Genomic DNA, 18,071 nt, shown 5'->3' with positions numbered 1-18,071 from the left:
CCCGCTGTCGTGATGCCATCCCAACGCCGACGGCGGCGATAGTTCTCCAAATAAATCCGGCGCTGCCCGATTATTTTCCGTCTTGCGGCGGCAGCGTCGCGTAAAAGGCCGCCAATGCTTCGATGTCGGAATCGCTCAGGTGTTGGGCGGCCTTGCGCATAAGGTCAGCGCGTGGGCCACCACCGCGCTTGCCATCGCGCCACAGGGTCAGCTGCGTGCGCAGGTAAGGCGCCGGGAGGCGGCCGAGATCGGGGAACAGCTCGGATGTCTCGCTGGCGTCCGGGCCGTGGCAGGCCTGGCAGGCCGGAACATCCCGGTCGCCCGTTGCGGCTTGGGCCAGCGCGCGGCCTTCGGCGATCCGCTCTGCCGGCATGTCAGGCAACACGCCCCCCTCGGCGGGCCTGTCCGCGAACCATTGCGCCAGTCCGCCCAGCGTCTCGGCCGGCACTTCGCTGACGGCATGAGCCATGATGCCACTGGACCGCGTGCCATCCAGATAGGCGCGCAGCGACATCTCAAGGTAGGCCGCGCTTTGCTGTTCCAGCGGCGGCACATGGTCCGACCCGCCCTGTCCGTGACAGCCGAGACAGTAATCGCCGGGCGCGCGCGGCGCCGGGAGGTCAGTCAGCGCGGCATAGTCGTCGCCCGGCATCCCGTCCTGCACCGATACCAGGAACGCGACGACCGGCCAGACGTCGTCGTCGCGCGTGGCGGGCCAGTGGGGCATCCCGCTCATCTTGACGCCGTTGCTGACGATCCAATGCAACTCGTGCGGTTGCCAATCGGCGACGGCCGTGGCGATCATCGGCGGCGCCGGCACCATGGCGGCGATCGTGGCGCTGGGCGTTTCGCCGGGGGCGCCGTGGCAGGTGCGGCAGGCGGCGTCATAGTGTCGCGCGCCCAGTTCGATCAGCGAAGGATCCGCCAGGTCCGGCATGTCGTCGCGGCGCGATGCCCGCAGGCGCACCGAATTGCGAAACGTCGTGTGCAGCACCCAGGACACGCCGGGCAGATGCCCCACGCGCGCCGAGACGTTGAACAGGCCAAAGCCGACCACGGCACCGCCCGCAACGGCGCCCAGGACCGCCAGAACCATCAGGGTCTGCATGACACGTCTCATGGGCGCACCTCGCTTCGGGTCAGGGCGCGGCCGGTCAGGATCAGCCCGGCGACCAGATAGACCGGCGTGCCGATCCCCAGCATCAACAGCCCGCCCCATTGCTGGGCCGTCAGATCCGGCGCAAGGCCGCAGATTTCGGCATAGAGATCACGGGGCGACAACACGATCAACGCCCCCAGAAGCGTCATGTGCATCGAGGTCAGCAACAGCCCCCCCGCCCCCAGCAACGGCTGATCGGCACGCAAGCACCCGGCCCAGACCACAATCCCGGCGACCAGGAAGCTGCCCTGTTCCAGGATGAACCCACCGCGCTGAAGAAACGCCAGGCCATAGGCGCCGGGCAGATGCCAGGCCCAGACGACCGCGAACTCGACAACCGCCGCGATCATCGGCGGCAACGCCACGCGATCCGCCAGGTGGGGCGCGCCCAGCACCAGCAGCGGCGGAATCACCGCGACCAGCATCATGTGACGCAACATATGGGCTGGGAACGCGGCATCCAGCCACGTCGCGAGCGGCGGGGTCCAGATGAACGCGGCCAGCGCCGCGGCGGATATCAGTGCCGCACCCCTCATCGACAAGTCTCCAGCATCACGACCGGCAGCGTGCCGTAGACGACGCCGATGGCCGAGATCAGCGCCAGAAGAACCGCAGCATGGCCCAGGAACTGATGCCGATCCTCGGCCTCGCCCAGCGCGTTTGTGTAATCGCCGGTGTTGCGCACGTCCCATTGCCGCCACGCGCGCCAGCCCAGCCACAGGATGATGGCCAGCGCAACCAGCGTGAACAGCCCCAGGCCAAGGCGCGCCGCGCCCAAGAGGTCGGGCGCCTTGGCACAGGTGACCGCCACCACACCGTAGCTTGCGACGAAATGCGCCACCCACGTGGCCGGGGCAAGGGTGATCCGCCACAGGCTCTCGCGTTCCTCGCGGAACTCGCGGCGCTCTTCGTCGGGGTCGGGGCGATGTTCATCGCTCATCACAGCACCCCCGGCGCAAGTCCGATCACCGCTCCGGCGACCAGCACGGTCAGGCACAGGAAGTGCCAGAACAGCGTGACGTTCCACAGGTCCGCATCATGGCGCGGCGTCAGCTTGCCGCTCACGCTGCCCGCGAGACAGTAAAGCTGCATGATGATGCCGACCATGGCATGGGCGACGACCCAGATCATCAGCGCCCAGATGATCGCCGGATAGACATGGCTTGCCGGTTCAAGCGCCTGCACCGACGCGATCAGCGCCGCGCAGCCACCCGCCGCCAGAAGGGGCGCGGCCACCAGCGCGCCACGTGCCGCGCCCACGCGCCCTGCCCCGTTCCAGTGCCGCGCGCCCAGCGTCAGCGCCCAGGACAGGGCCAATACCAGCACAGCCAGCCCCACCAGCGCAGGTGCGGCGTGCATCGCACCCTCGGGCGGGAAATCAGGCTTGGCGGTCCAGTAGAAGAAGAAGCCGAACACCACGCTGGCAAAGGCCGTGGCGTCCCCCAGCATGGTGATCCAGACCGCCCACCAGCCAACGGCCTTTGGCCCCGACGCATAGGTCGGCAGGCGCAAGCCCAGACCGGCATCACGCATCCCGTGTTCGGGCGGGCGCGCGGTCGAGGTCCACAGCCAGTAAAGGATGCAGACCACCGCAAAGGCGCCCGAGACGATGGCCGGCGGATACATGTGGAATGTCGGGAAGATGAACGCGCCGCCCGTGAACGCGGCCGCCCACAGCGTGATCCACGTCGGACCGGTCACGCGCTGTGCCAGTTCGGGACTGGCGTCGATCACGCTGGTCACCAGGGTTTCGCGGTGGCCATGGGGGCTGTCGGGCAGGTAATAGCGCCCGGCGTCCATGCGCGCGACCAGATCGGGATCATCCCACAACGGATAGCGCGAGGTGATGTGCGGGATCGATCGCGCGCCCCAGTATTCCTCGGGCACGTCATGGCTCCATTCCAGGGTGCCCGCGTCCCACGGATTGCGCGGCACCTGGGTCTGGCTGCCCTTGGAGCGCAGCAGATCCCAGACGAACACCACGAAGCCGGCGGCGATCACGAAGGCGCCAAGGGTGGAGATCATGTTCAGCCAGCCCCAGCCGGACGCCTCGGGATAGGTGAAGATGCGCCGCGGCATGCCCAGCAAGCCGGTCAGGTGCATCGGCAGGAAGGTCACGTTGAACCCGGTGAAGATCAGCCAGAACGCCCAGCGGCCCAGACGTTCGCTCAGCATCTTCTTGCGGATGAACGGAAAGAAGTAATAGACCCCGGCGATCACCGGAAAGACCATGCCGCCGAACAGCGTGTAATGCAGGTGTGCGACGATGAAATAGCTGTCGTGCACCTGCCAGTTGAACGGTGCGATGGCCAGCATGACACCCGTCAGACCGCCGGCGGTAAAGATCGCCAGCGCCCCCGCGATCCACAGCATCGGCAGGCTCATCTTCACGCGTCCCGCGATCAGCGTCGCCGCAAAGGCGAAAAGCTGGATGCCAGTGGGGATCACCACGGCCTCGGATGCCGCCGAAAAGAACCCCAGCGAAATGTTGGGCAGGCCCGTGGTGAACATGTGATGCACCCACAGCCCGAACGACAGGAACCCGGTGCCGACGGCCGACAGCACGATCCAGGAATAGCCGACGATGGGGCGGCGCGCGACGGTGGGGATCACCATGGCGGCAATGGCGATCGAGGGCAGGAAGACGATGTAGACCTCGGGGTGGCCGAAGATCCAGAACAGGTGCTGCCACAGCATCGGATCGCCGCCGCGGGTGGGGTCGAAGAACGGCCAGTCGAAACTGCGTTCAAGCTCGAACAGGAAATCACCCGCGATCAGGGGTGGAAAGGCGAACAGGATCATGCCGCCGACCACCAGCACATACCAGGCATAAAGCGGCATGATGTTGACGCGCATCCCCGGCGGGCGGCACTTCAGCGCGCCGACGATCAGTTCCACGGCGGCGGCGATCGACGCGATCTCGATGAACGAAAGGCCCAGCAGCCAGATGTCGCTGCCCGGTCCTTCGTCCTGGGTGGCGAGGGGCGGATACATGAACCACCCGGCGGTGGGCGCAGCATCGAACAGCAGCGAACCCATCACGAACACGCCGCCAATGACGAAGCACCAGAAGCCGAAGGCCGACAGGCGCGGGAACGGCATGTCGCGTCCGCCTAGGAAGGCGGGCAGGATCAGGATCGCGATCGCCTCGAACATCGGCACGGCGAACAGGAACATCATCGCCGATCCGTGCATCGTGAAGAACTGGTTGAACCGGTCGGCCGAAATAAGATCGTTGTCGGGCAGCGCCAGTTGCAGCCGCATCACCAGCGCTAGCACACCCGCCAAAAGCATGAAGCCGAAGGCGGTCAGCGCATACCACAACCCGACCTCGGAATTGTTGACGGCGGTGAAATAACGCCAACCGGTGGGCGGCGCCCATGCCGCGCGCAACTCGGCCGCGGTGCGGTCCTGTTCGCCCTGCGGCACGGGTTCGGCCAGCATGTCGGCGGTCGGCGGATATGGCCCCGTGGGACCGGTTTGATCGGTATCGCTCATTCCAGTCCTTTCAGATATTGCGCCAGATCGGCCAGTTCCGCTGCGCCCAAGTGACCATAGCCGGGCATTTCGACCTCGGGCTTGATGGCGCCGGTGTGGGCGATCCACCGTTCGAAATCGGCGAGCGTGGTGGTCAGGGTGCCCGCCCCGAGGCTGAGACGACTGCCGACATGGGTCAGGTCCGGGCCCACCGCGCCGCGCGCCCCGGTGCCGCGCACGGCGTGACAGGCGCCGCACCCTTCGCGCGCGAAGATGCGGGCGCCCCGCCGGGCGGCGTCGGTCGTCGGCGATGTGGCGGGGGCGGCCTGCGCCTGCAGCCATGCGTTGAAATCATCGGGCGGCATCGCGACCACCTCGAACGCCATCAGCGCATGGCTTGCGCCGCAGAATTCGGCGCATTGCCCGCGCCAGCGGCCGGCGACTTCGGGCTTCAGCGACATGCGCGTCTCGCGGCCCGGGAACATGTCCATCTTGCCGCCCAACGACGGAATCCAGAAGGAATGGATGACGCGGGCCGAGTCCAGCCGGATCTCGCTGCGCTCGCCTGCTGGCAGCCGGATCTCGTTGGCCGCGACGATGGGTGTCTCGGCGCCCTCGGGCCAGTATTCGACCCGCCACCACCATTGCTCGCCGGTCACGCGCAGGGTCAGACCGTCGCCGGGCGCGCGCTGGTCGGGCATGATCGACAGACCATAGGTCAGCAATCCGCCCAGCACGATCGTGGGAAAGATCACACCGCCCCCCACGATCAGGCCGTTGGCGAACCGGCGGGACAGGGCCGCGCGGTTGATCCGGGTGACATAGAAGAACAACCCGTTGACCAACAACCACAGAATGACCGCGCCGCCCAGCATGACCCAGAAGAGGTTGCCAAGAACGCGCGCATCCTCGCCCGAGGGCGCAAGCGCGGATTGCTGACCTTCGCAGCCGGCAAGGATTACCGACGTCAGTAGCAGCAGGCCGGTTCTGCCCCTGTCCGCCCCGCCACGCCGACCGGTGTCAGTGGTGTTTGCGGTCATTGAACCTCGTCATTGCTTGGGTCGCGGGATGGCATGGGTCGGTCATCCCGGTGTGTCCGCCACCGCAGAGACGGCAAGCGTGGCGTCGTGACCGCCCCAGCGTTGCCGCAGATAGTTGACCAGCGCCGCCATTTCGTCGTCGTTCAGCCGGTCGGCGAACGCCGGCATCTCCTGCATCCGCTGATAGCCTGCCAGGTGCCGTGCGGGGATGCCTTCGCGGATGACGCGCACCAGGTTGATCGGGTTGTCGAACATCGCGCTGGTGTTGCTGGCCAGCGGGACCGAGCCGAACGGCTGACCGGCGCCGTCACTGCCGTGACAGCCGGCGCACAGGCCCAGGTACAAACGGTGGCCTTCGGGGTTTTGCGCGATCGCATCAGGGCGCGGATCCGGCGGCGAAGGTGGCGGCGCGCCGTCGGTCAGATAGGCGGCCACGGCCGCGATGTCTTCGGACGTCATGTATTTCGTCGAATGGCTGAGCACCGGGAACATGCGGAACGTCATGACGCCCTGCGGCGACAACCCGTTCGCAAGGAAGTGTTCCAGGTCATCGGTGGTCCAGCCGCGCCGTGCCAGGCCCGCGGGGGTGATATCCGGCGCCAGCGCATCCTCGATCACCGTGCCTTGCAGATGCTCATCCGTCTTGCGGGCATAGGCGAGGTTGCGGGGGGTATGGCATTCGCTGCAATGGCCCAGCACCTCGACCAGATAGCGGCCCCGCGCCATCGGCGCGGCAGGGTCTGTCGCGCCTGCCCCCGGATCCGGCAACTCCGGCGGTTCGGGCCGATAGATCAGGTTCCAGAACGCCAGCAGCGGGCGCAGGTTGAACGGAAACGCCAGTTCCGCGGGGCGGTTAGGCCGGTCGACCGGGTTCTGCGCCATCAGCCACACCCACAGCGCATCGTTGTCGGCCCGTGAAATCGCGTGATACGAGGTATAGGGCATGGCCGGATACAGGTGTTTGCCCCCGGGCGCGATGCCGTAAACCATCACCCGATACAGATCGTCGGCGCTGTAGCCGGCGATGCCGTGGTCGCGCGACGGGGTGATGTTGCTGCCATAGATCGTGCCGAAGGGCGTCTCCATCGGCGTCCCACCGGCCAGCGACAGACCGTCGGGCGATTCATGGCACGCCACACAGTCGCCGGTGCGCGCGACATAGGCGCCCGCCTGCACCATCTGTTCGCGGTCCCCTTCCGACAGCGAACTCAGATCACGGCTTGCCGGGGGTATCTCGCCCGGGCCGGTGAACGCGACATAGACGACAACCGCCCCGATCACGGCCGCTGCCAGCAGACCGGCAAGGATCAGCAGGACGCGCTTCATGATGCCGTGTCGCGGGTCGCGACCTCGTCGGTGGTGAGGCCGGGCGTATTCAGGATGACGTCGCGCGTCGCCTGCAGATAGCGCACATAGCCCGTGCAGCGGCAGATGTTTTCGTTCAGCGCCTCCAGCACGACGTCTTCCACGTCGTCCCGTGCCACCGGCGCGGTTTGCAGCCGTTCGACCAGCGTGGTGGCCGCGGCGACGAATCCCGGGGTGCAATAGCTGCACTGAAACGAGAAATGATCGAGAAACGCCTGCTGGATTGCCGACAGCTGCGTCACCGCGCCCTGATCATCGCGCGTCGCATGCCCCTCGACGGTGCGAAAGCTGCGTCCGTTGGCCCAGGCGACGCCCGTGATGCAGGCCGGCACGACCCGGGGGCCGTCGGCCGCATCGTGGATCACCGCGCAGGCCCGGCACACCCCCTGCCCGCAGCCATAGCGCGTGCCGGTCAGGTTCAGGTATTCCTGAAGATACTCCAGCAACATCAGATCTTCGGGCAGGTCCATCGGCTGGGTCTGTTTGCCGTTGATCTGCATCCTGACGGTCAGCATCCGTTCGGTCATGACAATGCCTCCTTGATCCTTTCCGGCGACAGCGGCGTCTCGTGGAACCTGACCCCGATGGCGTCATGCACCGCGTTGCAGATGGCCGAAACGACGGGGATCATCACCACCTCGGCGATGCCCTTCGGCGGGTCGGTGGCGGACAGGGGCGGTGCGACATCGCCCTGCTGCGACCAGACCGCGACATCGCGGGCACGCGGCAGACGGTAGCGGTTGAAGTTCCAGGTGCCGTTGCCGGGGCCGTCCTCGTAAAGCAGCAGTTCCTCGTAGAGGGCGTGACCGATGCCCATGGCGATGCCGCCCTGCAACTGGCCCGACACCAGTTCGGGCACGATCATGTTGCCGCACTCCATCCACGACTTGTGCGACAGTATCTGCACCTCGCCCGAACCGGTATTCACCGAAAGTTCGACCATCGTCGCCTGCGGGGCGTAATACACGACCGACGCATTGTTGCGCTGAACCGGCGGATAATCGACCCGGGTGCGCGGCTGAAACGCGAATCCGGCATCGCGCATCCGGGCGCGTTTCGCCGCATCCGCGCCTTCGCCCCATTTCACCGACAGCGCATCGATGGCGCCGCTGACCGGCGTGCCGTCGACATCGAACTCGGCACTCGCCCAGGCCCAGCGGTTGAACGTGTGTACCGTGACGCCGGTGATCAGCCCCTGCGCATGGGCGCGGCGGGCCAGATCGCCGAACGACAGCGGTTGCAGGCCGCCTGCCACAAGATGGCCATCACGCCATTCGGCCTGATCGCGGCGAACGGCAAGGGGTGCGGCCTGACCGCCGCCGATGCCCTCGTGCCAGATGCTTTGTGCCGCCTGCCACAGGCCGAGATCGAACAGCAGGCGCGCGGCTTCACCGGTGGCGTGACTGAAGTAATAGGCCGAGTTCGATGCGCTGCGCGGCGACGTGATGCGCGGCACCCAATGGGGATCCTGCGCCGCCTCGTCCTGATCGTCCTGCGACATCGTATAGGGTTCGTTGTTGCTGTGCAGGGGCAGTTCGGGCCAATCGATGACGGCAAAATCCACGCGATCGCAATAGCGCCCCAGGTGCGCCTCGGTCATCAGCATCTGCGACGTGGTCGATCCACAACCGATTTCCGACGCGACGTGGCGCATGTGCAATTCGCCCTCCGGCGTGACCTCAAGGCGGACCAGCGCCGCTTCGGCCCCGGTGCCGTAATCCTTCTGGACACAAGACACCCCCACGCCGTAACGATAGCCGGGGTGTTCCGCCTCGAACGCGGCCTTGCGTTCGGCGCGCGTGGTCCACAGCGGATCGGCCCCCGCCGCATCCAGCAGTTCACCCGCGCGCATGGTGCCTGCGGGGATGGCGCCCTGGGTGTTCTTCATCCCGCTGTGCATCAGGTTGCGCCGCCGCAGCTCGATCGGGTCGATCCCCAGATCCGTCGCGGCCTCATCGACCAGAAGTTCGAAGGCGACCATTGACTGCAGCGTGCCATAGCCCCGCATCGACCCGGCCGTGGGCGCACGGGATGCGTCGACCTGGACCGAGATGTCGGACTTCGGGAAATAGTGGATGCCCTGCAACGCACTGGCCGCCACCTGCCCGACCGACGGGCTGAAGTTCTTCGTCCCGCCGCCGTTGGCCCGCAGATCGGCGGCCAGTGACTGGAACAGGCCCGTCTCGCGATCCACGGCGAGGGTCATCCGGGTGTCGAACGGGTGCCGCTTGATCGCCCCCTGGAAGTGCGAATACCGATCCAGGGCAAAGCGCACGGGCCGCCCCTCGCCATACAGCGCGGCCAGGGCAACGTAGTACGGAAAGACGTGGTGCTCCTTCTGGCCGTAGCCCACGGTATAACCGGGATGAAGACGCAGCTCGTTCAGATCAAACCGGCTGCCCTTCACCATGGTTTCGATATGATCGGCATTGGTATAGGGCGATTGGGTGCCCACAACGACATGCAAAGCACCCCTTTCAGGATCATACCAGGCGTTGCCGTTGTCCGGTTCCAGCGCAGCGGGATCCACGTATTGCGAGGTATAGTGCCCCTGATAGACGGCCCATGTATCGGGTGGATCAGCCAGTTCGTCACGCAGATCGCCGGCGTGGGCCATACCGCGCGACGGCGCATCCCCTTGACGATCGGGCGCGGGCCAAGGCGAACCGCCGGCCTCAAAATCGGCAAAGATGATGGTATCGGCCAAGGGCGAATACCGGTCCGGTGCACCGGGCGTGGCGCCGCCGATCCGCACGAACCGCGCGCCACCATAGGGTGTGAGATCGGGCAGCTCGGTTTGCGCGCCCCAGATCAGTGCGTCGGCGTTGAATTGCAAAAGGCGCCGGGCGCGACGGAACCGGGTGTAGTCATGATAGATCAGAACCGCCGCGGGCTGACCGAGATAGCGGGCCGGCTCTCCGACGGGCAACAGAAGACGGCCGTAGAACGCCTCCTGCGTCATGCGCAAGCCATCGCGACGCACCCGTGCATCGTCGATCAGGACATCGGGCTGCAGATCGTCGGGCAACAACGTCTCGTTCACACCGCCAAACCGCTGATCGGCGCGATCCGCCCGCAACATCAAGGCGTGCGACTGCGTATCCGGCCAGCCCGGCATGTCACGGGCACGGATGTCGATGGCAAACACCTTGTTGCCCGTGACCTTTGGAATGCCGTCCTGGCGAAACCGGATCTTGCCGTCACGGATCCAGTTCGGCGGCTGATGTTTCGGCGCGGACTGCAACTCTGCCAGCGCCTTGTGCAGGGGAACAACCTGAACGGCCACCGCAGCCGAGCCGGCCGTTCGCAGAAAACCACGGCGTGAGAGCTTGACCATGAAACACACCTCCCAATTTTTGAAACGGGGAGAAGTGGCAAGAGTTCCGCAAAAATATACGCGTTTGTGGTGTCACGGAAGGATCCTGTGGGTTTTCAGGATCGCGCCAGCCCGGCTATCGGTCTGAAACAAATAGCGATTTGGCGCATTCCACGGTGAAGGCAGTGACGACGCACCGGAGCGTTGCGCATGCCCATTCTGATCCGACGAGCGAAGCAACAAGAGCATCGATCATCGCCGCCCCCGCTTCCAGTCATCGAGCCGACCGAAGACGTGACCGCGACACCCACGGGAGCCACCGCGATGAACACTCAGCGCAACGGTCGAGATACGTTACCAGCGGCAGGATCGCGGTCTGCCTGTCAGTCAGCACCGACTGCGCTACTTCAACACTGGCGGCGCCCAGCGTCGCCGGCCTCGCGGCGCGGCCGCCTTTTATGGTGCGGCTCAGGCAAAGAACTGGCGCGCGAGTTCGCGAAACGGGGCATCCGCACTGGCCTCAGACCCGACTTCCCTCCGACTTTTGGGAGAATCCGTCGGTTGATTTCTGGCATCATGCGGCCTTGGTTTCCAGTCTCGATTTCATTGCAAATTCATACGGCGTGAGATTGCTGCGGGAAGAATGGGGTCTGTTTCCGTTGTAGTCGTCCTTCCATGCGGCGATCTTCCCCCGCGCCTCGGCCAGTGATGGAACAGAGTTTCGTTCAAGAGCTTGTCTCTGAAGCTGCCGTTGAAGCTTTTGACGAAGGCGTTCTGCATCGGCTTGCCCGGCGCGATGTCGTGCCGCCCATGCTCGCGGCACACATCCGCCGTTGCCACGCCGCTTTCCTTTTGCTTCAGGAGCGCGATGATCTGCTCTTCGCTGAACCGTGATCTCTTCATTCTGTCCGTTTAATTCGCTGGGACGGACCCTACCTTGAAAAGGTGGAGGCAACGGGCAGCAGATCAAATGGTCTATCTGGCCCATATTCGCACGGCCTTTTCGCTGTCGAGCGGCGCCTGTGGCAGCCCGCTCATGCACCGCGTCCGTGTCGATGAGGGCCATGAGACCGGGCGGCATCGCACACGGCACGCCTGATGCGCGAGACCCCGTTGATCGCGCAACGAAAACGGCGGTTCAAGCGCACCACGGACAGCGAACATGCCTGGCCTGTCGCCCCGAACCTCGTGGCGCCGGACTGCACGGCGGGTTGACCGGAGGTGCGGACATCTCCTGCATCCGGACGGTGCAGGGGTGGCTCTACCTCACGGTCGTTCCGGACCTCTTCTTGCGCCGCGTCGTCGGCCGGGCGACGTGTGACCACCTGAAGCGCAATCTCGCGCTCGAAGCCCTGCGCCGTGCTTTGGTGGCTCGCAACCCCGAGCCGGGGGCTGGTCCTTCATTCAGACCGCGGGTCGCAATACTGCGTTGTTGACGATCAGGCGCTGCTCCGCAAACGCGGCATCCTGATCTCAATGAGCGGGCGGGGAAACTGCGGCGACTCTTGCGGCCGCGCGATGCTCTGCGATCTGGAACCTCGTCACATCCGCCGCGACCTGGCACGATACAATCCACACCCCGCCAACAACCGCCTGAAAACATGGCCATCCTTCGGGCGTTGGTGTCTTGATACAGGACTGGTTGAAACCGACCCGGCTGTCACCGTCCGCCTTAGGCTGACACCACGAACCGAAGGCCACACCCCATGGACCCGTGCTGACATAAAGACCTTCCGTGATGTCTGGCCGATCCTGTCTGCGCAACGCCTCGCATTCGAACTGCTCCATACGACCTGCGCTTCGATCGGCGATGCCACCAAGCTTTGCCCCGGAATGGTCCGTGACGGGTGGCTGCTTTATCGTGGTCAGAAATCCGGCAGCACTGCGGCATGCCCCATGACAATGGATGCACCCGCGTGGTTTGAACCATGCGATATGCTGGCCCGGTCCCAGCCGTGCCTGCACGGACGCGGGTTTCCACACCTGACGTCCCACGGGATTCGCAAACACCGCGGCGCGGTCTTCAAGGAAAATGGTGCCAGCGCCGACCAGAGGATGGCGATTATGAGTCCTGACCCTAAGCAATATCAGGTAATCTGGTCGTCAATCGACCGCCCACTCGAGGGATGCCGGCTCAGTAGACCCGAAATTATGTGTGCCAACGCCTCCAATTCAGTAAAGAATGTGTTCAAACTTTTTCCCTGTCGCTCCGCCATAATTCATAATTAAGCGTTTTTTATCAGCGGTTCGACGGGGAAAGTCGGAACCTGTTTCCGTCGTGGTGAAACTTTTCGTTCCTGTATGGTCTTTCGCAAGTCTGCCAACTTGCGGTAGCGGGCGGCTTCTGCTTCGGTTTCACGACCCATAGGCCTGTGTCTTGTGCAGCGCCTATAACACCACACTTGCGCGTGTAACGTCACGCTCGCTGATCCACGTTCGCGCGATCTCCTGGGTGCCATTCAGCGCCGCGCCGCTTTTACAGCCCGTCACGTCGAACTTCGTCGCCAACTCTCCCGCCAGCGCGGCCAGCGCAAACCGCTTCAGAACCCGACGCACCTGTCCGTCCTGTTCGATGTCTTGGGCGCTGATCGCAGCTTCAACGAAGCGTTTGATGAATCCTTCCATGCTGTCGTGGTAATCGTCGTTGCTGATGAGTCTTTCCACGAAGAATCGGCTGGCATGCTCGATCCTATGAATGCGAACAGCCTCCGGTGCGCCGGGACAGGGGGCGCCGATCAGGCCGGCTGAAGATGATGGAGATGCCGAACCCCCAATCAGGGGGCTGGACAGCTGGTCAGATCGCCGCGGAGAGCGGCAGGCTGGTGATGAAGCCGCAGGGGCACTGCGCTTCCCAGTCTTCGATGTCGCTCAGCCGCCATCGGGTCGTCCGACCGCCGAGCTTGACCGGCTTGGGAAAGTCGCCTTCGCGACGCCACCGCCAGATCGTGTCCTTGGAGACAGAGAAGCGAACCGCGACTTGCTCGACGGCCAGGTAGGTGTTCATGGGAACTGCATTCATGGACGTGCACTCTGCATGGTCTGCGCACGCATAATTTTCCCGAAGCCCTGATGGGCGTCGGGATGGGTAGGCGTGCGTCGGAGCGTTATGCCTATTTAGACCACATCCGACATGGAAAGTATCCAGGATTCTCATGGGCGCTGCGCGAACCGACGAATGTGTTGTTGTTGCGCCACGACTGTCATGTCCAGGTCGGAGACCCGCGCCGGGCCTAGCGCGTTTTCATTGGGGGCAAGGTTGGTGGCAAGGAACCACTGTCAAAATTTATTATAAATGATATCAAATACATGCACTGATATGTGGCGGACAGACAGCCCGCCATAAAGGCTAAGTAATACCGTGCAGCCAATAGCTTAAAGCACTGTAAGTGTGCGTAAATCCGAGGCTACCCCACTACGCGCAGTAAGCAACCTTGCGCGATGATATGCATCCGATTACCTTTCCTTTGTTGGGTGATATGTGGGGTAGGTCGATGCCAAGGGTTGCAAGTGAGTTGTCCGCGATAGACGTGAAGCGGTTGGCGCATCCCGGCGGCAAGCGGAACGTCCTGTATTCGGTCGGTGGCGTTCCTGGCCTTCACCTGCAACTGACTCCCAAAGATGGCCGCTCTTGGGTGTTGCGTGCCAAGGTTGGCACGGTGCGGCGGGATATCGGCTTGGGTGGCTTCCCGGCTGTCACGCTGTCACAGGCCCGCGACAAGGCGCGTGAGGCGCGCGACAAGATTGAGCGGGGCATTGATCCGATAGAGGAACGCAAAGCCGCCAAGGCCGCGCTGACAGCCGCCCAGCGCCGTGGTCTGACCTTTGCCGAGGCCACAGAACGGTATCTTGCCGCCAAGCTGGACGCGTTCAAGAACGCCAAGCATCGCCAGCAGTGGACAAACACGCTGGAAACCTACGCGAAACCTGAACTGGGTGAAATGCTGGTGCAGGATATCGCGGTGCAAGACGTGTTTCGCGTGCTGCAACCCATCTGGAAGGACAAGACGGAAACGGCATCGCGCGTTCGGGGCCGGATCGAGGCGGTGCTGTCGTGGGCAACGGTTGCGGGGCATCGCACGGGCGACAACCCGGCGCGCTGGTCGGGCAACCTGAAAGAACTGATGCCAGCACCTTCCAAGGTCGCGAAAGAGGACAATCAGCCTGCCGTGACCCTTGATGATGCGCCGCGCTGGTTTGCTGCCCTTCGGACGCGTGAGGGCTTTGGTGCGCGGGCTTTGGAGTTTCTGACCCTGACAGCAACCCGGTCGCAAGAAATACGCGGCGCGCAATGGGATGAAATCGACATGGACAAGGCGTTGTGGATCATCCCGGCGGTGCGCATGAAGAAAGAGCGGGAACACCGCATTCCGCTGTCTGGCGAGGCTGTGGCCTTGCTGAAAGCCCTGCCAAGGCTGCAAGACAACCCGCTGGTGTTTCCGGCCGCACGGGGCGGGCAAATGTCGGACATGACGCTGTCCGCTGCCATGAAGCGGATGCATCGCGCAGATGTTGAAGCGGGTGGCGCGGGCTTTGTGGATCGCACGTCAAAGCGCCCTGCGGTGCCGCATGGCCTGCGCAGCACGTTCCGTGATTGGGTGGCAGAGCGCACGACTTATCCCGGCGATATGGCAGAGGTGGCGCTGGCCCATAAGATCAGCAACGCGGTCGAGGCATCCTATCGGCGCGGTGACATGGTGGAGAAGCGCCGCAAGATGATGGGCGATTGGGCGCGGTTCGTTGTTGGTGTTGAGCGGTCAGGCAATGTTGTGAGGATAGGATGAGCTACGAAGATTTAGAAAATTATCAATTTGAATTGGAGCATTGGCGGTGGTGCGAGCATCTGTCGGTCATAGAGGCATCAATGCTGGCAGTCGGACTAAACCCCAGCAACTATGAGCCATCTTCTATGGCAGGACTTAAAGAAGGGCAATTCCACCGAATAGGCTCATCAAACAAAACTCAAAATTACCTGCACTCCCCCGAATTTGTGCCAGTTTTCCGTGCGATTTCGGGCGCCGCGATGCGCGGAACACTGCCGTGCAGCTTCGTGCACGATACACGGCATGTTCCGACTCAAAGATTTGGCGATATGGAATTTGATGTTGATCCAGAAATAAATGAAGATACCATCGCATACGACATACTGATTCAATCTGGCGTTCCTGTTTCGACAAACTTCGACATGCCAGACGATCAACCATTGCCGAGTTTGTATTTTGTTAAGGAGCCGAGCTGGGATCGAAGCTCGATAAAGGTGAACGAGCTTCGCGACTGGATGCGGCGGCTGGGTCAAAAGCCTACTTTTTTCTTCCCCGATACTGAGGTGGAAAACGATGCCTTCCGTAATCCAGCTCATGAACATTTCTCGGCTGAGTTAGATTACGCGGTCACAGTCTGGCAAGCACTCCTCCCCGAACGAAAATTTAAAGGCGGTGTCAAAGCCGCTATTGAGGCATGGATTGCTGCCAATCCCGCAGCGTGGCAAGGGGATGAGCCAATTTCAGGAGCAGCAAGGGATCGAATCGCAACACTAGTAAACTGGAACAAAGGCGGCGGCGCACCAAAGACAGGCGGTTAACCTACCTACCCGTTTCAGGAACCTACCCCCCCAATAAAGCCGCTTATTTCTATTGCGTGGGAGGAGCGTCTACCTGGAATGGAGAGCGCCATCTGTCCCAAACCGCGCAAGCTGGGTGGATAGGTTCGGCGGTCTACCTAAGTCGGTTTTCGAAACCTGCCTAGCTATTTCACCCTGTATTCTTCACGGCATGATGCAATCCAACGCAACCAGTTGGAGCGCATCACATGCCAACTACCTATCTCTCAGACCGCCAAATCGGCGCGCGCTACGGTGTCCATCACCTGACCCCGCGCCGCTGGATCAAGACCGATCCAACTTTTCCCAAACCGATCCGCCTGACCCCCGGCTGCACGCGCTGGAAGCTGTCAGATATCGAGGCTTGGGAAGCAGCAAAAGCCGACGCCGCTTAACGGAAAACCGCCACCCATTGAACGGGCAGCGGCTTTATTCGTTTCGGCTTTGACAGGCATATGAATACCCCCGTCCCGTTCTGGTTTCAAGGAAATCAGACAATGACATTCAACTCACAGACAAGGGGCGACCGCCCACCACCCAATGCCCTGCGCGTCAAAGCGTGGCGCGACCTGCCAGCAAACCGTACCCCGGCGCGCTACAAGATCACTGCCGATAGTGGCGATACTCATCAGATCAGCGTTGCGAAAGGCAACCGGATCATCTTGGACGCCTTGATTGAACAGCCGGTCTATTGTGCCAGCCCGGTGCGCATTTCTGACCGGGTTTGCATTCTGCGCCATGAATACGGCGTGCCGATCATCAAGGAAATGTACGAAAACGACGCGGCGACGGACCGCGCAAAATTCGGCGTCTACTTTCTCAACGCCAAGGTCGAGCGCGTTTCCGGTGGCGGAGGTGCTGCATGATGGCCCTGCGCATTGCCCGCATATGTCGCCAGCTTGGCGTTTCGCCATCTGTTGCAAGATCCATTGCCGCCCTTGCCTATGGGGAGGGCAAAGAATGACAGCCTTTCGGGTGGACACTTTGCCCGATGCAATCCGCAACGAGGTTGCCCGCCTGAAAAGGGCGGGCTTCCCCTTGCTGCCCTTGGGCGGTGCCGATGGCAAATCGCCACTGATGCGCGTTTGGGCTGGCCCTGACGTGACTTTGGCGCGGATCCTGGCCCCGATGCATCGGACAGGCTCACAAGTCTATGGTGTGCGGCTGGATGGTTTGGCCGTGATCGACTGTGACAGTGACGACAGCGCCCTTGTCGCTCAGATGGAAGCGCGGTTTGGCACAAGCCCTGTCCATATCAAAACGCCGCGCGGGCGGCACCTGTACTATCGCGCTGCCGGGGCCGTGCCGAACCTGCGCGGCGAAGGTTTGCCGGTCGATATCAAGACGGGTGCGCGCAGCTATGTGGTGGGGCCGTTGTCGCTTCGCCCCGATGGTGGGTTCTATGATCCGGCCAAAGGATTGCTGGGGAAAGACGCCCTGCCACTCTTGCGTTGCGCTGCCAGCCTTATGCCTGCGCCGATCCTGACCGGGCATCGGCACGTTGAACTTGTGAAAGAGGCCATGCGTATGGTGGAACTGGTGGACAGCGCGGCAGAGTTGCAAGCCAACCTTGCGGGCATCCGTGACGATTGGTGCGTCGATCCCGGAACCATGCCAGACGATGAATTGCGCGACATTGCAGATTGGGCTTGGAAGTGTCGTTTGGAAAACCGCATCTATCGAGGCCGTGACAGCGCCTTTCCCGTGCGACGGTTGGCGCTGGATGCCCTACGCGGTGCAGCCAACGGGGCGGATGCCATCGCGCTGCTGGTGCTGTTGGAAGATCAGCACGGTCACAGTCCCGGCAAACGCTTTCCCTTGGACTTTGACGCCATGCGGGCGGCTGGACTGCTGAACCTGTCCAAACCCCGTCTGCGCGCCGCACGTCGCACGCTGGAAGGTGCAGGTCTGTTGCGGCTGGTGGGTCGGCATCGGGCAGGCTCAAGACCACAGACCTTTGCCCTGACGAGGTCGCATTCGGGCATCGGCGTCGGGGGCAACGTTCAATCGCTGTCCGGTACGCGGCGCAGCACAGAGGCATCTAAGTCAGGGGGAAGGGTCTAGTATTACTTATGACGCGCGATTTCAGACCTACAAATCAGCGGGCAGGAGAAACGC

General features: G+C 63.2%; 15 protein-coding genes and 3 pseudogenes. 5 read left to right on the top strand and 13 right to left on the bottom strand.

What is annotated here, in order from left to right; all coding sequences use genetic code 11:
• Positions 1–70: 70 nt before the first annotated feature.
• The 13 genes and pseudogenes from CFP68_RS16340 to CFP68_RS16285 all read right to left on the bottom strand — a co-directional run bounded on the left by CFP68_RS16340 (position 71) and on the right by CFP68_RS16285 (position 13,361).
• Positions 71–1,120 (bottom strand): c-type cytochrome, encoded by a 1,050-nt coding sequence (locus CFP68_RS16340; protein ID WP_099828019.1) that lies wholly within the window; start codon positions 1,118–1,120, stop codon positions 71–73.
• Positions 1,117–1,695, bottom strand: a complete 579-nt coding sequence (locus CFP68_RS16335) for a cytochrome c oxidase assembly protein (RefSeq protein ID WP_099828018.1) — start codon at positions 1,693–1,695, stop codon at positions 1,117–1,119. The genes CFP68_RS16340 and CFP68_RS16335 overlap by 4 nt, the downstream gene beginning before the upstream one ends.
• Positions 1,692–2,099: a hypothetical protein gene (locus tag CFP68_RS18525; protein WP_099828017.1), complete on the bottom strand. Its 408-nt coding sequence runs from the start codon at positions 2,097–2,099 to the stop codon at positions 1,692–1,694. The genes CFP68_RS16335 and CFP68_RS18525 overlap by 4 nt, the downstream gene beginning before the upstream one ends.
• Positions 2,099–4,657: a cytochrome c oxidase subunit I gene (gene ctaD / locus CFP68_RS16325; protein ID WP_099828016.1), complete on the bottom strand. Its 2,559-nt coding sequence runs from the start codon at positions 4,655–4,657 to the stop codon at positions 2,099–2,101. The genes CFP68_RS18525 and ctaD overlap by 1 nt, the downstream gene beginning before the upstream one ends.
• Positions 4,654–5,676, bottom strand: a complete 1,023-nt coding sequence (locus tag CFP68_RS16320) for a cytochrome c oxidase subunit II (protein ID WP_099828015.1) — start codon at positions 5,674–5,676, stop codon at positions 4,654–4,656. Before CFP68_RS16320 ends, ctaD begins: the two co-directional genes overlap by 4 nt.
• Positions 5,677–5,718: 42 nt before the next feature.
• Positions 5,719–7,002: a c-type cytochrome gene (locus CFP68_RS16315; protein ID WP_099828014.1), complete on the bottom strand. Its 1,284-nt coding sequence runs from the start codon at positions 7,000–7,002 to the stop codon at positions 5,719–5,721.
• Positions 6,999–7,568: a (2Fe-2S)-binding protein gene (locus tag CFP68_RS16310; protein ID WP_206601929.1), complete on the bottom strand. Its 570-nt coding sequence runs from the start codon at positions 7,566–7,568 to the stop codon at positions 6,999–7,001. Before CFP68_RS16310 ends, CFP68_RS16315 begins: the two co-directional genes overlap by 4 nt.
• Positions 7,565–10,378 carry a xanthine dehydrogenase family protein molybdopterin-binding subunit gene (locus CFP68_RS16305; RefSeq protein ID WP_099828013.1) on the bottom strand — a complete coding sequence of 938 codons (2,814 nt, stop codon included), beginning with the start codon at positions 10,376–10,378 and terminating at the stop codon, positions 7,565–7,567. The genes CFP68_RS16310 and CFP68_RS16305 overlap by 4 nt, the downstream gene beginning before the upstream one ends.
• Before the next feature lie 553 nt (positions 10,379–10,931).
• Positions 10,932–11,084 (bottom strand): annotated as a pseudogene (locus tag CFP68_RS18285) (integrase core domain-containing protein); the annotation flags it as partial.
• A gap of 23 nt (positions 11,085–11,107) precedes the next feature.
• A pseudogene (locus CFP68_RS18660) lies at positions 11,108–11,182 on the bottom strand (hypothetical protein); the annotation flags it as partial.
• Positions 11,165–11,260: pseudogene (locus CFP68_RS18280) on the bottom strand (transposase); the annotation flags it as partial. The pseudogenes CFP68_RS18660 and CFP68_RS18280, both read right to left, overlap by 18 nt.
• Before the next feature lie 1,485 nt (positions 11,261–12,745).
• The gene (locus CFP68_RS16290; RefSeq protein ID WP_099828011.1) at positions 12,746–13,021 is read right to left on the bottom strand and encodes a hypothetical protein; all 276 of its coding nucleotides are present in this window, start codon (positions 13,019–13,021) and stop codon (positions 12,746–12,748) included.
• Between the two features lie 130 nt (positions 13,022–13,151).
• The gene (locus CFP68_RS16285) at positions 13,152–13,361 is read right to left on the bottom strand and encodes a helix-turn-helix transcriptional regulator (protein WP_241524131.1); all 210 of its coding nucleotides are present in this window, start codon (positions 13,359–13,361) and stop codon (positions 13,152–13,154) included.
• Positions 13,362–13,848: 487 nt separating this feature from the next.
• Here CFP68_RS16285 and CFP68_RS16280 point away from each other — a divergent pair, with 487 nt between their 5' ends.
• The 5 genes from CFP68_RS16280 to CFP68_RS16270 all read left to right on the top strand — a co-directional run bounded on the left by CFP68_RS16280 (position 13,849) and on the right by CFP68_RS16270 (position 18,017).
• Positions 13,849–15,138: a tyrosine-type recombinase/integrase gene (locus CFP68_RS16280; RefSeq protein ID WP_099828010.1), complete on the top strand. Its 1,290-nt coding sequence runs from the start codon at positions 13,849–13,851 to the stop codon at positions 15,136–15,138.
• Positions 15,135–15,935, top strand: a complete 801-nt coding sequence (locus CFP68_RS17980) for a hypothetical protein (RefSeq protein ID WP_145953473.1) — start codon at positions 15,135–15,137, stop codon at positions 15,933–15,935. The genes CFP68_RS16280 and CFP68_RS17980 overlap by 4 nt, the downstream gene beginning before the upstream one ends.
• A 227-nt stretch (positions 15,936–16,162) precedes the next feature.
• On the top strand, positions 16,163–16,348 hold the full coding sequence (locus CFP68_RS16275) for a helix-turn-helix transcriptional regulator (protein WP_099828009.1): 186 nt from the start codon (positions 16,163–16,165) through the stop codon (positions 16,346–16,348).
• A 102-nt stretch (positions 16,349–16,450) separates the two neighbouring features.
• Positions 16,451–16,819, top strand: a complete 369-nt coding sequence (locus CFP68_RS18145; protein ID WP_158234192.1) for a hypothetical protein — start codon at positions 16,451–16,453, stop codon at positions 16,817–16,819.
• Positions 16,800–18,017 (top strand): bifunctional DNA primase/polymerase, encoded by a 1,218-nt coding sequence (locus CFP68_RS16270; RefSeq protein WP_206601928.1) that lies wholly within the window; start codon positions 16,800–16,802, stop codon positions 18,015–18,017. Before CFP68_RS18145 ends, CFP68_RS16270 begins: the two co-directional genes overlap by 20 nt.
• The last annotated feature ends 54 nt before the right edge of the window (positions 18,018–18,071 follow it).

This window comes from Oceaniglobus indicus (assembly GCF_002751875.1).
GTDB classification, from domain to species: domain Bacteria; phylum Pseudomonadota; class Alphaproteobacteria; order Rhodobacterales; family Rhodobacteraceae; genus Oceaniglobus; species Oceaniglobus indicus.
This window is presented reverse-complemented; position numbering and strand designations above follow the sequence as displayed.